The following is a 13,594-nucleotide window of genomic DNA, read 5'->3' as shown; positions in this document are numbered from 1 at the left end:
TCGTGCCTCACTTATTTTAGCCAACAGCAATTTGCCGCTTAAACGGCGTTAGCTACCTAGGAATGACGAGAGTTGAGCAAATTACTAAAGTTTTTTTGGAATGCCGGAGCAGTGATGTTTTGGGGATTCATAATTATTTCCACTCCCTTTTGGTTATTAGCAGCTCTTATGGCCGGTGGCTGTTCCTTTGATGAATATGAAGAGTTATATTCCCCAGACAAAAGTATGAGAGCCGTAGTTGTAAATGCAGACTGTGGCGCTACTTCAAATTGGCAGACTCAAATATTTGTTGAGAAAGTTGATGGTACGAGAACTACAGGTTATCTCATTCGGTTAAATGGTCACCCTGAAGATATGAGTTATCAAATGTCCTGGGGAAAAGACAACGAATTTCTTATCTCAGAGTTTGATTTTGATAAATTGCTTGGTTTTAAAAATCAGAGTTGGGGCCCTGGTTTCGTCAGGGTACACTTTAAAGTTAAAGGTAGCTAACAAGGCAATAAACAGGGACACGCAACAGATAATTGGACTCCCTCACTCCCTAAAGAGTGAGGTAATATAAAAGTTACCACACAAATATATTATAAAGAGTCCTGATATGTATCGTACCAAAGTTGGCGTTGATTTAGCAAAAGAAGTTATTCAAGTTTGTTGGCTGCGTTTCGCTCCGCTACACATTTTAGCAAACAATTCTTAGCCCCTTATTGGGGCGTTATATGCCCAAACGGAGTTCGTAGCATACTATGGAGTTAACTAAACCTTTACCGCCGCAAGATGATGATATCGAAGCTTTAAGGACAGGCCTTACAAAATTTAATGAATCTTTTACTGGAGCCGTATTCAGGGAGAAAATTTCGTCCTTTGTAAAAGATGACTCAGGTAAAATTGTTGGTGGTATTCTAGGAGAAATAAATTGGAACTGGATGTATATTCAAGGCCTCTGGATTGATGAAAGCGTCCGTAATGATGGTTGGGGACTTAAACTCCTATCTCAAATGGAAGAATATGCTTTATCCAAAACAACCACTAATATTCGATTAGAAACGACGACGTTTCAGGCGTTAGGCTTTTATGTAAAAGCAGGTTATTCAGTTTTTGGTGAATTGGCTAATATGCCAGATGGACACACCTGTTACTTTCTACAGAAGCAACTGGGCATATAACAAGCGTTTCAATCAGGACAAATAACAGTTGGTTTTTGCTCCTTCGTCGCTTATTTTAACCAACTATTATTTGCCTCTTAGTGAGGCGTTAGAAAACATAAATAGGAGAAACTGTGAAAATCTTAGCTCTTGGTACTTGCTGTGTGGATGTGTATCCACAGAAGAATGTTGTAACTCCAGGAGGAGAGGCGCTAAATATAGCAGTTCAATTGTCTTCAAGGACGGATGTTGAGATTTATCTGATGGGTATGATTGGAAATGACTCGTATGCACAGAACATACTAGAAAGTATAAATACTCTTAATATTCATACCAAGTATTTGTATCAGGTAAAAGGTGAAACGGCCAATCATGTAATTAAAATTGATAACGATGGCGACCGTTATTTTGAAAATGGCGCATGGAATGGTGGAGTGAGCGTTAATTTTTCTTTAAGCGTTGATGATAAATCTATTATTTCAAACATGGACGCAATTATTGCAACTCTATGGGAGCCAAACCTAAAAGAGCTGCTTGAATTTAAAAAACAAAATGACTATCTCGTTGCCGTAGATTTCAATGACCAGAGAGATTTCACTGAGTGGGAAAACCTAATTGACGGCATTGATATATTTTTTTCTAGCGCTGAAGAGTCTATGAAGAACATATTTTTAGAGCGGTCAAAAATATCAAATACTATATTTATACTAACTTTCGGTGAAAATGGAAGTGTTGCCTACCATAAAGGCCATGTTTTTGAGTGTGCAGCCGTCAATGTCGAAAACGTAATTGATACAACGGGATGTGGTGATTGTTATCAGGGTCATTTTGTTGCCGAGTACCTAAAGACTGATGATATAAAGTTATCGATGCAAAGGGCTACACTAGAAGCTGCTAAGGTAACAACGCATTTAGGTGGCTTTCAGGTTGACTAAATATTTTCTTGTGTGTGCCAATAAAATTTCTAACAAAGCCATCAAATTTGACCACCGGAGCTTCGCAATTTATGGCGGCGTTAAGTTTCTCTAATTGATGCGATCCATTGCAGCTCTGTATACTTTTCCTTTATCACGCTTCCCAACAGAGATTACAGTAACAGTGATAACATCATCATTTACCTCGTACACTAGTCGGTAACCTACTTGCCTAAGCTTTATTTTGTATAAATCATTACCGCCAGATAGTTTAGCGCTTTCGATATGAGGATTATTTAAAATCTCGGTTAGTTTTTTTTTAAACTGTGATTGAATCGTAGCACCTAATTTTTTCCATTCTTTAAGTGCTGACTTTTTAAATTCTAACTCATAGGTCATTTAAACTAACCTTTACACTTGCTTCATTTTTACGTTGTTGAACAATAGCAAGTAGCTCAAGGTCTTCAATATGATCCATCATAAATTCATAAGTCTCTGCTGGTACACAATAAAATGCAGGCTCGTTTCTATTTAACACCGCAATTGCTTCACCGTGAGCACTAAGAGCTACTTTCATTGGGTTTGCTTTAAGTTCACTAATACTTGCCGCAGCTTCAGTTAATATTCTAGTTGTCATGCTTTCACCAGTACGTTAAAGTGGTCTCTAATTAAGGCTAAGTATAAACGACGAAACTTAACAAGGCAATTAAACGGACAAATTACAGCTGGCTTCCGTTCGTTCCTCACTATTTTAGCCAACTACAATTTCCCGCTTATTGTGGCGTTAGTTGCCCGCACTAAATCAGCTGAATTTATTTGCTAGCTCAGTGCTTACTTTAATGTTTTGTGTTTGGTTCAATCTTTGGTTTGGCAATGGAAGTGCCATCAAATATTCACTTCTTCCTTGCCCAACCCAGTTTTCGCCTTTCACGGTTTTAAGATCAAATAAGCTATAGTTTTCAAGGCTCAAAATTCAGGTTTAAGTGTGTAGTGCGGGAGTATTTTTTGTTTCTTCCGCTTATCCCGTAAATATGGTAACTTATTGCTTCTGTTATGCTTTTAATAACCAGCAACTAACAAGGCAATCAAACTAACACGCAACAGTTAGCTCATTTCCGCTTCGCTTCACATTATAGCCAACTATTATTCGCCTCTTAGTGAGGCGTTAGCAGGCTTAAAGCGTTAGAGTTTTATTAACCTATAGTGGAAGTATTGATAAAAGGGTTTTTTATGTTCGCTCAAATTTTCTTAGCTCTTGTAGCTGCGTTTCTTCTTTATCTCGGTATCGTTGAGAAGTCTATTTTCAATATTATTGTTGCTTGTATTTTACTAACGGTTTCAGCTGGTAGGTTTTATGCCGCAAAATCAGGTTCATCCTTCCAAGAGGAATTTGATAAATGGCGTATCAAGCGCAATAGAAAAACAAATGATGAGTAGCAAGTATCGCTGCTAACAAGCTGTTTAATCGGGCGTTAGCCAATCATTCAATTAGGGTCATAGTTCTACATGGAAAATTTAATTCGTTTTATGCAGAAGCATTCAACAGGAAAGTTAGTTTTTGTTTTGTTTTTGTTGACGATGGCTGTGTATTCAACAATGTTGTTGTATTCTATTCCAGCTGTTACTGCATTTACTCCAGAATTACCGATATTCGATTTATCTCCCTTAGGATATTCATTTAACTATGCCAATGAACTACTTAATACATTAGGCACAGAAGGCCGAAATCTATACTTAACAACCCAATTACCATTAGACTTTATTTATCCCGGTTTGTTTTCTCTTACTTACTCACTAATGTTAGTTTGGCTTTTTGGTAAAACATTTAATGGAAACTCTAAAGTTTACTATTTTTCATTTGTTCCTTTTTTAGCTGGGATTTTTGATTATGCTGAAAATGTATTTATCATCAAAATGATTAACTCATTTCCAGATTTACAAGTAACGACTGTTAAAGTAGCGAGCATATTTACTCTCCTTAAAAGCAGCTTTACTATGCTTTTCTTTATCTTGTTAATTGTAGGTTTTGCACTGTTACTTAAACAGAATTTGTCGAACATTCGCAGGTAAATTGGCTAACAAGTCACTTGAAAGGACAAATAAGAGTTGGTTTTTGCTCCTTCGTCGCTTATTTTAACCAACTCTTATTTGCCTCTTAGTGAGGCGTTATATTTTATATTTTGGTGTGTTATGAAATCTCATGGTGATTACAAAATAGAGCTTCTTAATGATGTTGTGCATATTTTTCCTTCGGGTGGTTTTAACGAAGAAGGGATACGAGAAGTTCGTGATAAAGTTTTATTAATCGCCCCTACAATTAAACCTTGGGGGTTATTTGAACACCCTAAAGATCTTGCTGGTTTAACACCTGAGGCAGCCGAAGAGTTATTAAAGTCTTATCAAATGTTTAGTAATCGTAATTGTATAGTTGTAGCTTTAGAGGTTTGTTCAACTTGGCAAGGTGTCATTGATAAAGTTATAAACGGAAATATTGATATCCCTTTTTATCAAAGTAGTAATTTATGGGAATTGGAAGGTTTAATAAATCAACATTTGAGTTGTGCATAAACGTATAAGTCACTCAAGCAGGACAAATAACAGTTGGCTTATGCTCCTGCGTCGCTTATTTTAGCCAACTATAAATTTCCTCTTATTGAGGCGTTAGTTACAAGGAGTGTAAAATGTCGTTTCCGGATAAATTAGAAGCTGCACAAAAAGAACTGAGTGAAACCAAAATATGGAAATCCAATCATAATCCACCTATTTCAGTATTATTAAGAAAGCTTGGTTTCAAAATACGTCCCTTTCATTATTGTTCTTTCATGTTTAATTTTCTTACTTCCTCATTATGGTTTGGTGGAGCATGGGGACTTATTATGTGGTTTACCACTTGGCAGCCTAACGATATGCCTATTCAAATAGCTTTATTAACTAGTTTGTTTGCGGGTTTGTTGTTTGGTTTATTTATGGCACTGTATTTCAAACGTAGTGCTAAGAAAAATAACTTAAGTGATTGGCAAAAATTGTAACTAACAACACGCCCTGAGGTGGACAACAAGTTTAATTTAGCCACTCAAGCAGGACAAAAAACAGTTGGTTGTTTTCACTCCGTTTAACATTATAGCCAACTATTACTTAGCCGCTTAAAACAGCGTTAGCTTTCAAATGGAGATTAATGTGCACAAAGAAGTAACTTTCATGTCAAGTAAAACACCCCTTTCAGGTACATTTAGTGTCCCTAAAAGTGACTCACCATTACCGTGCGTAATCATGGTTCATGGAAGTGGCGCACAAGATAGAGACGGTAACATTTCAGGTTTTAACACCAAAATTTTTAAATACATTGCTGACTATTTAACACAACGAGGAATCGCTTCTTTTCGTTACGACAAAAGAGGTTGTGGTAAAAGCAAAGGGAATTTTAAGATTGCTGGCTTATCTGAAATGGTTGAAGATGCTTGTGCAGCAATTGATTTCATTAGCCAGCAATCAAGTGAGGTTGATCCAAAGAAAATCTACCTTCTTGGACATAGTGAAGGAGCGGTATTAGCACCAGAGATAGCGTCGAAGAGAGAGAATCTTGCGGGTATATTGATGTTATGCGCTAGTTTAAGAAGTTTTGAAGAGGATGGAGTCAAAAACGCTGAAGTACTTAATCGAGACTTAAAAAAAATGACGGGCATAAAAGGAAAATTAGCTCGCTTGTTCCTCTATTCTAAAGCACCGTTAAAAACCATGACAAAGCTTAGGCGCAAAGTTGAAAATACTAAAGCTAAGAGAATGTGGCTCTATTTTTCTCTAGTGAGCACGAAATTTTATCGAGAGACGTTTAACTATGACGTTAAATCTTTTTTGAAAAACACTGAACATCCAATATTAGCTATTGGAGGCAGTAAAGATTTTCAGTGTCATCCTGATGATACGCTTTTAATACCAAATATTTCTCCAAATAAGACCGATGTTCACATAATTGAAAACATGGATCATATGCTAAGGCATCAAACAGAAGAGCCATCAATATTGAGCTATGCCAAATCATGTAATTATCCAATAGTTCCAGAGGTTAATGAGATAATCTATTCATGGATTATTAATCAGAATACTTACAAGTCACTCAAGCAGGACCAGTAACCGTTGGTTTTTTCTGCTTCGTCGCTTATTTTAGCCAACTATAATTTTCCGCTTATTGCGGCGTTAGGTTTCTTATGGAAATAATTCTAATTAGGCATGGAAAGCCAGCTTCGGCAAATAATCCTGTCTTAAATGCTTCCGAATATACAAAATGGATTCGTCGTTATAACTTTTCAGATGTTTCTAAACATAGTAGACCTGAGGTAATAAATACTGAGTTAAAATCGTTCTACCTAATTTCTAGTCATCTTAATCGCGCGATACATTCAACTGAAATATATACCGGCAGAAAGCCTGATCAAATCTCTTCTTTATTTAAAGAAATGGATATACCAAGATACAAATTGCCATTCAAACTTAAAGCTATGACTTGGGTTTATCTTTGTCGAGCACTTTGGATGCTGGGTTTAAAAGGCTCTTTTGAATCATATCGCTCCGCAAAAATTCGTTCGGAACTCGCGGCAGAAGCATTAGTTCAGTTGGCTAACGAAAAAGGTAACGTAGTATTGTTCGGGCATGGGTATATGAATTTACATATACGCAAAGTACTCATCCAAAAAGGTTGGTCTTTAAATTGTAAAAGTAATTCATTTTGGGGGCTTTCAAGCCTCGAAACCTAACAATGAAATAAACAGGAACAGATAACGTTTGCTCGGTTCCGCTTTGCTTCACATTTTGCAAACGACTATCAGCCGCTTATTGTGGCGTTAGTTGCCCGCACTAAATAGACTGTTTTATTTTTCTAATAAAGTGCATAACTTAGTTTTTTGCGTTTGGTTTATGTTTTGGTGTGTAGTGCAGAGAGGTTTTTTGAGTCTTTCGCTTACCAATTAAACATGGTAACTTATTGCTTCTGTTATGCTTTTAAGTTCCAGAAACTAACAAAAAAACAAACTAAGACACGCAACAATTGGCTATCGGTTAGCAAGGCGTTAGGTTTCAAAAGATTTTATCAACAACAAGGAGAATTCCAAATGGATTATTTTATTGGCGCACTGAAAAAATATGCTGACTTCACCGGTCGAGCACGTAGACAAGAGTATTGGATGTTCATACTAATTTATATGATTATCAATATTGTTTTAGCTGTACTTGGTTTGGATGTTATTTCAATGTTAATAGGTCTTGGATTGCTCATTCCAACTCTTAGCATTGGCGCTAGAAGATTACATGATACAGGACGCTCTGGATGGTGGCAGTTAATTTATTTCGTCCCACTTATCGGTTTCATCGTCATGATTGTCTTCTTAGCTCAAGATAGCCATGATGAAAATGAATATGGTGTTAACCCTAAGTCTGGTGTTCCAGCATAAAAGCTAACCAGTTACTTAAACAGAAAAATAGCAGTGGCTATCGCTTCGTGATTGTAGCCAACCGTTACTCAGCCTGTTATTTAGGCGTTATACAAAAAGAGAGATACCAATGAAAATTTACGCTATGTTAGCGTTATGCTTGTTTGCATTTAATGCTGTTGCAAGTAAAAAAGCGATCACGGATGAAGGTGATGTTGTCGTTTTACATAACGATGGAACTTGGGTATATGAAAATGGAAAAGCTGAAAGTGTAATTCAATTAGAGTTGAATCCATTAACTTTCTCTAAGCATTCTGATTCTAAATTTATGCTGAAAAGCGCAAAAACTAACGCCGCTTTTTGGATAAATCCCAAAAAATGGACATTCAAGAAAAATAAGAATGGCCATGACTCCGCAGAATATACGTTAAATGTTAAAGGAAGTGATCTCTATGGAATGGTTATTTCTGAACAGTTAGAAATTAAACTAGAAGACTTAGTAGATCTTGCCTTCAGTAATGCAAAAGGTGCAGCACCGGATATTAAAATTGTAAAAAAAGAATATCGTATGGTTAATGATCAGAAGGTTATTTATATGGAGATGGAAGGAACAATTCAAAGTATAAAATTCACCTATTTAGGTTACTACTTTTCTGACTCATCAGGTTCCACGCAATACTTAACTTATACAGGCACTAATTTAGTTAAAAAGTATAGAAACGATATAGATAATTTTTTAAATGGTTTAGTCAGTCAATTGTGATTTTTGTATAACAAGGCGCTCAAACGTAAAAATCACCGTGGTTTTTACTCCTTAATCGCTTATTTTAGCCAACCATTATTCGCCGCTTAACGAGGCGTTAGAGCACTCTCTAGTTATGTATCTGTATCCACCTAATGATCAATGGACAGCAGAGTTTCAAAATGAAAAACACTCTATTATCTCTAGTTATAAAGGGATAATTGAAATTTATCATATTGGCTCTACGGCAATAAATGGATTGTATGCGAAAGATTGCATTGATCTTTTGGGCGTTGTAAAAGATATCTCCGAGGTTTCAAGCTTAAGGCAAAGCCTTACTAATATTGGTTATGTTCATAAAGGCGAATATGGCATTCCTGGGAGAGAGTATTTTTCTAAAAAACAAAGAAAAGTTCATTTCCATATTTTTCAATCGGGTGATGTAAATGTACAAAAACACTTAAATTTTGTTAAGGTGATGCAAGGTAATATTGAGCTGATTTCTGAATTAAATAAGATTAAACAAGAGTTACATACAAAGTATCCCAGTGATAAAGATTCTTACCAAAATGAAAAAGCGTTTTTTTATAGCCGTATAAATAAAGGAGAATAATATGAAAGGAATCAAACTAGGTTTATCAATTATAGTAGCCAGCACAATTTTACTTGGCTGCCAATCGACAGCAAGTAATATTATTGATGAGCAAGGTAAACTGGTAAAATACCAGTCTCGTTGTAATGGCTTAAAACAAGCGGAAGAAAAAGCGGTAGAGTTACAACCCATTGTTAGAGTGGCGCCAGAAGTGCCATATAAAGCGGCAATATCTAAAATACCAGGATATGTAAAAATGGAATTTGATATAGCCGAGAATGGTAAGCCAGTAAATATAAATGTTATAGAATCGTTTCCTAATGACTTATTCCATAATGTTGCCATCAACGCCCTTAAAAAGTGGCAATACAAGCCGGTGGCTGCACAGTGTAAATCAGTACAGTTAGACTTTGAGTTTGTATAGTATTGTATTGTACTCACAAGAACATCAAACGGACGCGCAACCGTTGGCTCGGTTCCGCATCGCTTTACATTTTAACCAACTATTACTTAGCCGCTTATGTCGGCGTTAGTAGTCATTAAGGATATCTCAAATTATGGAAACTATTTCAAGTTCAGGTTCGTATTTCGTTGGCTGGGGAACCTTGGCATTAATAAACGCTGGCTTGGCTCAAGGAAAAGGTCGTAAAGGGTTAAATTGGTTCCTGATCTCGTTATTACTTGGACCTATTGCCACACTTCTTCTGGTAGTAATGGAAGACGTACGTTCGTCGCAATACTACTAACAATAACATCAAACGGACAAAATACCGTTCGCTGGTACTGGTAAACTTAACAAGGATGGTGTTCAATTGAAAAATTTAATTATTCTCATCGTTATTTGTGCTGCGGCTTGGCAGTTCTACTTTAAAGACAGTACTCTGGTCGAATCAAGTCATACAAAAGCAGTTGCAGAATTCTCAAACAGTGCTGCTATGAAAACATTAGCTCAAGCTAAAGAGATAGCTAATCCTAAGATCACCTATAAATGTGATGGCAGACAACATTGCTCTCAAATGACATCCTATGAAGAAGCGAAATACTTTATCCGTTATTGCCCCAATACGAAAATGGATGGCGACGGTGATGGTATTCCGTGCAAAAGTCAGTTTAATAAGTAGAGGGGCTTTCAAACCTCAAACAAGGACATAACACGGAGAGTTAAACACATGGATTCTAGTCCTAATTATAATAACTACACACTAGAAGAACTGTTAGACGTTAGCAATAACATCGATAAAGAAAAATATCCTCAAAGGACTCAAGAACTTGAGTTAGCCATTTCAAACAAAATGGATAATCCTGAAACAACGTTAGCGGTAGAAAAGCAGCAAGAGTTAGATAAATATTCAACATTCTGGCCTCGTTTTTGGGCTGCGACTATTGATGGCCTGGTATTTTTAATTATATTGTACGTCGAATGCTTGGTCTTTGGGGTTGAATACAGTACTACAGATACCTTTCTTCAAGCCTTAAACGGTGTTCAATTCGCAATCTACGCTATTTTCATGCACGGATACTTTGGTCAAACCCTTGGAAAAATGGTTATGGATGTTAAAGTTCTGACTCATGATACAGAAACTGAAATCGATATTAAACAAGCATTACGTAGAGAGTCTGTTAATTTGGCGTTAAACATTGCTTGGGTCTTAATCATTCTGGTAGTGGCAACATCATTAGAAATGTCCGGTGCTATCTCCGAGGGCTTGTCTTATGCGGTTATCGGCTTTGGTATTCTTGGTTTTATTTGGGGAGTATCTGAGTTTGTTACTATGCTATTTAACGATAAACGAAGAGCTATTCATGACTATATCGGTAGAACAGTCGTAGTACGTACATAACAAGAAAATAAGTAAAGACACGCAACAGTTGGTTGTTATTGATACCTCACACATTTTAGCCAACTATTTCGCGCCGCTTAGTCAGGGAGTAGCAGCCGATGAATTTTCGTCTGTGTAATTATATTGTCGTCCACTTAAACCATTTTGGAAAAAACTTCGTTTAATCTGTATAATTTTATCAATAAAAATAGAGGTTAAAAATTTATTAATGAAAACCATGTTACTTTCTAGTTTCAAACATCTCAATTCCGCGGCTCTTTCATTAAGAATACTCGTATTGTTGATTCTATTACTTATACATTCAAGTTATAGCATGGCAATGGGAAGGCGAAAAATCTGAGCTTTGGCCCATGTTATATGCCACAACGGCCTATCAAGTACGCGTTTCTAATTACATAAAATGGATCGATATTGTTTTAAACGGCAACTAACAAGGCCATTAAGAACGGACACATAAAAGCTTGCTGTGCTCATTCCTCATAAATTATAGCAAGCTTTCATTTAGCCGCTTATTGCGGCGTTATATGCAAAAAGGACTTCTGTACATGGATATCAATGTAACACTGTTCGGTAAGATAGTTTTGTACTCTATGTTTATCGTTGGCGGCTTAAGCTATTACTTAGGTAAACGCAAAACGTCAACACCTAAAGTGGTAACACTAATTGGGGTCTTATTATGTATTGCCCCTCCACTAAATATTGTCTACCTAATTGTTTTAATGCTTAAAAATGACACTATTGTCAAACAAAGCATTGAAACTTCGGGGTGATTTTTATATAAAAAATCACCCAAACGAACGCATATCAGTTGGCTGCGCTTCGTTCCTCGCACATTTTAGCCAACTATTACTTAGCCCCTTATTGGGTTGTTATATGCCAAGGAAAAATTATGCACGCTCGAAAATCTCGTCGATTAAGAAAAAAGCTTTATTTAGCTGAATTTGCTGTAATGGGAGTTGAATTAGATTGTAATTTAACTTGTAAGGATGAGTCTGAATTAGCAACAATAATGGATGACTTTTTTGTTTATGTTGACTCTCTCAGCTTGTGTATTGGCGGTGGTGGGGATCTGACTTCCTTTGCAGGATTTATTTCTTCTCATGAACGTTATGGTTCAGTTACTGAATCGGACATATCAAGCATCTCTACTTGGTTAAAAGGCCAAAATAGCGTTTCAACGTTCAATATTGGTGAACTTGTAGATGCTAACTATGGCATATAACAAGCCAATAAAACGGAACTAAGAAACAGTTTACTGGTTTGTGTTCCTCAACATGTTAACAAAGGTTTTTTAGCCCCTTAGTACGGCGTTAGCCGTACATAAATGTATGGAGTTCAAATGAAGTTTGAAGCTATCAACTTTAAAGATAAGTTCACGAAATTTACTGAGCATTAGTCTCCGCGTGTTGTTGCAGAAATGAATGATTATCAATTTAAGTTAGTAAAAGTTGAGGGTGAATTTGTTTGGCACGAACACCCTGATACAGATGAAGTATTTATTGTTATTGAAGGCATGCTTACTATTGAATTCCGTGACGGTAAAGTTACTCTAAACTCTGGCGAAATGTTTGTAATTCCTAAAGGGCTAGAACACAAACCTGTTGCTAACAGTGAATGTAAAATTATGATTGTTGAGCCAAAAGGTGTTGTTAATACTGGTGATTCTGGCAGTGAACTTACTGCCAAAAATGACGTTTGGGTGTAAAGTACAGCGAATAAAAAAATTAAGCGGGGCAAGAACAATTGCTTGTTTTCACTCCGCTTAACATTTTAACCAATAATATTTAACCGCTTCACGCGGCGTTATACCGAAGAGGATCTAATGTGATGCCTGAACCTGATCCATTGAGAATAATGACCTTTGTAACACCGAACGATCTCGGCCAATGGCTCAAGGTGAATCACGCCTCTGAAAGTGAATTATGGGTAAAGATATACAAGAAAAATACGGGAATTGAGAGCGTGACTTGGAATGATGTCGTGATCGAGGCTCTATGTTGGGGTTGGATCGACGGTGTTAGGAAGTCACTCGATGACCAAGCCTATCTTCAGCGCATTACGCCCAGAAAAACGCGCAGCAACTGGTCTAAAAGGAATACAGAGCATGCGGAACGTTTGATAAGTGATAGCCGAATGATGAAATCAGGGCTAGTGCATATTCATGCTGCAAAAGCGGACGGTCGTTGGGAAAATGCCTATGTGGTAAGTGAAATGGCAGTGCCCGCTGATTTCCTCGCTGTACTGGAGAGCAAGCCAAACGTTAATGCGTTTTTTAAAACGCTCAATAAATCGAGTCGATATGTTATCGCGTATGGTTTGATAAGTGCGAAGAAACCCGAAACCAGACTAAGGCGCTTTGCAAAATTCATCAACATGCTTGTTAACGAAGAAATACCTAAATAAGTGGCTTGGTCGAACTATAAGTCGTTTAAAAGGATAAAAAGCAGTTGGCTTTTTGTCCCCGTTTATTTAAGCCAACCATTTGTGTCCGATTAAGTGGTATTAAGGTTCTATACATTAGAGAAAAATATCCGTATAGAGTATCCTATCGTTCATTGAGTTTATTGTTGTTGTTTATGATTATTAATGTAAAAAATTTACTAGTTTCCGAAATCAAATGTTCAAACTGCCAAGCATGCTGTTGTAGTTCAGAAGTCAGGATTATTTCCGAGACAGGGGTTCCTGATCAACATATCTATGTTGATCAATATGGGAATGAATCTATGTTGCGATTAGATGATGGCTGGTGTTCTGCTTTAGATCGAAATACATTGCTGTGTTCTATCTATGAAAATCGACCATGGATTTGTCGAGATTTTGAAATGGGATCAAATGAATGTATAGATGAACGAATAGAGAAAATGTAGTGTTCGACTACTTGTAGGACAGTTAATCTATTATCCACAACTTGCTCAGACGGGCAAAAGACAGCAGCGCGCG

General features: G+C 36.8%; 22 protein-coding genes and 1 pseudogene. 21 read left to right on the top strand and 2 right to left on the bottom strand.

Going from position 1 to position 13,594, the window contains the following annotated elements; translation table 11 throughout:
• Nucleotides 1-72: 72 nt before the first annotated feature.
• The 3 genes from F580_RS0110905 to F580_RS0110890 all read left to right on the top strand — a co-directional run bounded on the left by F580_RS0110905 (nt 73) and on the right by F580_RS0110890 (nt 2,077).
• Nucleotides 73-492 carry a hypothetical protein gene (locus F580_RS0110905; RefSeq protein ID WP_019027767.1) on the top strand — a complete coding sequence of 140 codons (420 nt, stop codon included), beginning with the start codon at nt 73-75 and terminating at the stop codon, nt 490-492.
• A 251-nt stretch (nt 493-743) separates the two neighbouring features.
• A complete protein-coding gene (locus F580_RS0110895) occupies nt 744-1,163 on the top strand; it encodes a GNAT family N-acetyltransferase (protein WP_019027765.1) in 420 nt (139 codons plus the stop codon).
• A 113-nt stretch (nt 1,164-1,276) separates the two neighbouring features.
• A complete protein-coding gene (locus F580_RS0110890) occupies nt 1,277-2,077 on the top strand; it encodes a PfkB family carbohydrate kinase (protein WP_019027764.1) in 801 nt (266 codons plus the stop codon).
• 90 nt (nt 2,078-2,167) lie between these two features.
• On the opposite strand, the gene F580_RS0110885 is transcribed toward F580_RS0110890, so the two are convergent.
• Nucleotides 2,168-2,455 (bottom strand): type II toxin-antitoxin system RelE family toxin, encoded by a 288-nt coding sequence (locus F580_RS0110885; RefSeq protein ID WP_019027763.1) that lies wholly within the window; start codon nt 2,453-2,455, stop codon nt 2,168-2,170.
• On the bottom strand, nt 2,445-2,693 hold the full coding sequence (locus F580_RS0110880) for a type II toxin-antitoxin system Phd/YefM family antitoxin (RefSeq protein ID WP_019027762.1): 249 nt from the start codon (nt 2,691-2,693) through the stop codon (nt 2,445-2,447). The genes F580_RS0110885 and F580_RS0110880 overlap by 11 nt, the downstream gene beginning before the upstream one ends.
• Before the next feature lie 593 nt (nt 2,694-3,286).
• Between F580_RS0110880 and F580_RS0110870 the strand changes: the two genes are divergently transcribed.
• The 18 genes and pseudogenes from F580_RS0110870 (at nt 3,287) to F580_RS25965 (ending at nt 13,521) form a co-directional block, all read left to right on the top strand.
• Nucleotides 3,287-3,493 carry a hypothetical protein gene (locus tag F580_RS0110870; RefSeq protein WP_019027760.1) on the top strand — a complete coding sequence of 69 codons (207 nt, stop codon included), beginning with the start codon at nt 3,287-3,289 and terminating at the stop codon, nt 3,491-3,493.
• A gap of 69 nt (nt 3,494-3,562) precedes the next feature.
• Nucleotides 3,563-4,126 carry a hypothetical protein gene (locus F580_RS0110865; protein WP_019027759.1) on the top strand — a complete coding sequence of 188 codons (564 nt, stop codon included), beginning with the start codon at nt 3,563-3,565 and terminating at the stop codon, nt 4,124-4,126.
• A 120-nt stretch (nt 4,127-4,246) separates the two neighbouring features.
• Nucleotides 4,247-4,624 (top strand): hypothetical protein, encoded by a 378-nt coding sequence (locus F580_RS0110860; RefSeq protein WP_019027758.1) that lies wholly within the window; start codon nt 4,247-4,249, stop codon nt 4,622-4,624.
• Nucleotides 4,625-4,737: 113 nt separating this feature from the next.
• Complete coding sequence (locus F580_RS0110855) at nt 4,738-5,085, top strand: DUF6404 family protein (RefSeq protein ID WP_019027757.1); 348 nt, start codon at nt 4,738-4,740, stop codon at nt 5,083-5,085.
• 169 nt (nt 5,086-5,254) lie between these two features.
• Nucleotides 5,255-6,187, top strand: a complete 933-nt coding sequence (locus tag F580_RS0110850) for an alpha/beta hydrolase family protein (RefSeq protein WP_245560619.1) — start codon at nt 5,255-5,257, stop codon at nt 6,185-6,187.
• A 74-nt stretch (nt 6,188-6,261) separates the two neighbouring features.
• Nucleotides 6,262-6,807: a hypothetical protein gene (locus F580_RS0110845; RefSeq protein WP_019027755.1), complete on the top strand. Its 546-nt coding sequence runs from the start codon at nt 6,262-6,264 to the stop codon at nt 6,805-6,807.
• A gap of 354 nt (nt 6,808-7,161) precedes the next feature.
• Nucleotides 7,162-7,500, top strand: a complete 339-nt coding sequence (locus F580_RS0110840) for a DUF805 domain-containing protein (protein ID WP_026301383.1) — start codon at nt 7,162-7,164, stop codon at nt 7,498-7,500.
• Nucleotides 7,501-7,609: 109 nt separating this feature from the next.
• Nucleotides 7,610-8,242, top strand: a complete 633-nt coding sequence (locus tag F580_RS0110835; RefSeq protein WP_019027753.1) for a hypothetical protein — start codon at nt 7,610-7,612, stop codon at nt 8,240-8,242.
• Between the two features lie 115 nt (nt 8,243-8,357).
• Nucleotides 8,358-8,834: a GrpB family protein gene (locus tag F580_RS0110830; RefSeq protein WP_019027752.1), complete on the top strand. Its 477-nt coding sequence runs from the start codon at nt 8,358-8,360 to the stop codon at nt 8,832-8,834.
• Nucleotide 8,835: 1 nt separating this feature from the next.
• Nucleotides 8,836-9,237 (top strand): energy transducer TonB, encoded by a 402-nt coding sequence (locus F580_RS25515; protein ID WP_019027751.1) that lies wholly within the window; start codon nt 8,836-8,838, stop codon nt 9,235-9,237.
• Nucleotides 9,238-9,370: 133 nt separating this feature from the next.
• A complete protein-coding gene (locus F580_RS0110820) occupies nt 9,371-9,559 on the top strand; it encodes a hypothetical protein (protein ID WP_019027750.1) in 189 nt (62 codons plus the stop codon).
• 234 nt (nt 9,560-9,793) lie between these two features.
• Nucleotides 9,794-9,934: pseudogene (locus F580_RS27210) on the top strand (excalibur calcium-binding domain-containing protein); the annotation flags it as partial.
• Nucleotides 9,935-9,982: 48 nt separating this feature from the next.
• Nucleotides 9,983-10,654: an RDD family protein gene (locus F580_RS0110810; RefSeq protein WP_019027748.1), complete on the top strand. Its 672-nt coding sequence runs from the start codon at nt 9,983-9,985 to the stop codon at nt 10,652-10,654.
• Between the two features lie 545 nt (nt 10,655-11,199).
• Complete coding sequence (locus tag F580_RS0110800; RefSeq protein ID WP_019027746.1) at nt 11,200-11,424, top strand: hypothetical protein; 225 nt, start codon at nt 11,200-11,202, stop codon at nt 11,422-11,424.
• A gap of 119 nt (nt 11,425-11,543) precedes the next feature.
• Nucleotides 11,544-11,876: a YggL 50S ribosome-binding family protein gene (locus tag F580_RS0110795; protein ID WP_019027745.1), complete on the top strand. Its 333-nt coding sequence runs from the start codon at nt 11,544-11,546 to the stop codon at nt 11,874-11,876.
• Nucleotides 11,877-12,071: 195 nt separating this feature from the next.
• The gene (locus F580_RS24375; RefSeq protein WP_019027744.1) at nt 12,072-12,359 is read left to right on the top strand and encodes a cupin domain-containing protein; all 288 of its coding nucleotides are present in this window, start codon (nt 12,072-12,074) and stop codon (nt 12,357-12,359) included.
• Nucleotides 12,360-12,481: 122 nt separating this feature from the next.
• Nucleotides 12,482-13,057: a YdeI/OmpD-associated family protein gene (locus tag F580_RS0110785; RefSeq protein WP_019027743.1), complete on the top strand. Its 576-nt coding sequence runs from the start codon at nt 12,482-12,484 to the stop codon at nt 13,055-13,057.
• A gap of 173 nt (nt 13,058-13,230) precedes the next feature.
• A complete protein-coding gene (locus F580_RS25965) occupies nt 13,231-13,521 on the top strand; it encodes a YkgJ family cysteine cluster protein (protein ID WP_083926973.1) in 291 nt (96 codons plus the stop codon).
• Nucleotides 13,522-13,594 lie beyond the last annotated feature (73 nt).

Origin of the sequence: Colwellia piezophila ATCC BAA-637, assembly GCF_000378625.1 — a bacterium.
GTDB classification, from domain to species: Bacteria; Pseudomonadota; Gammaproteobacteria; order Enterobacterales; family Alteromonadaceae; genus Colwellia; species Colwellia piezophila.
This window is presented reverse-complemented; position numbering and strand designations above follow the sequence as displayed.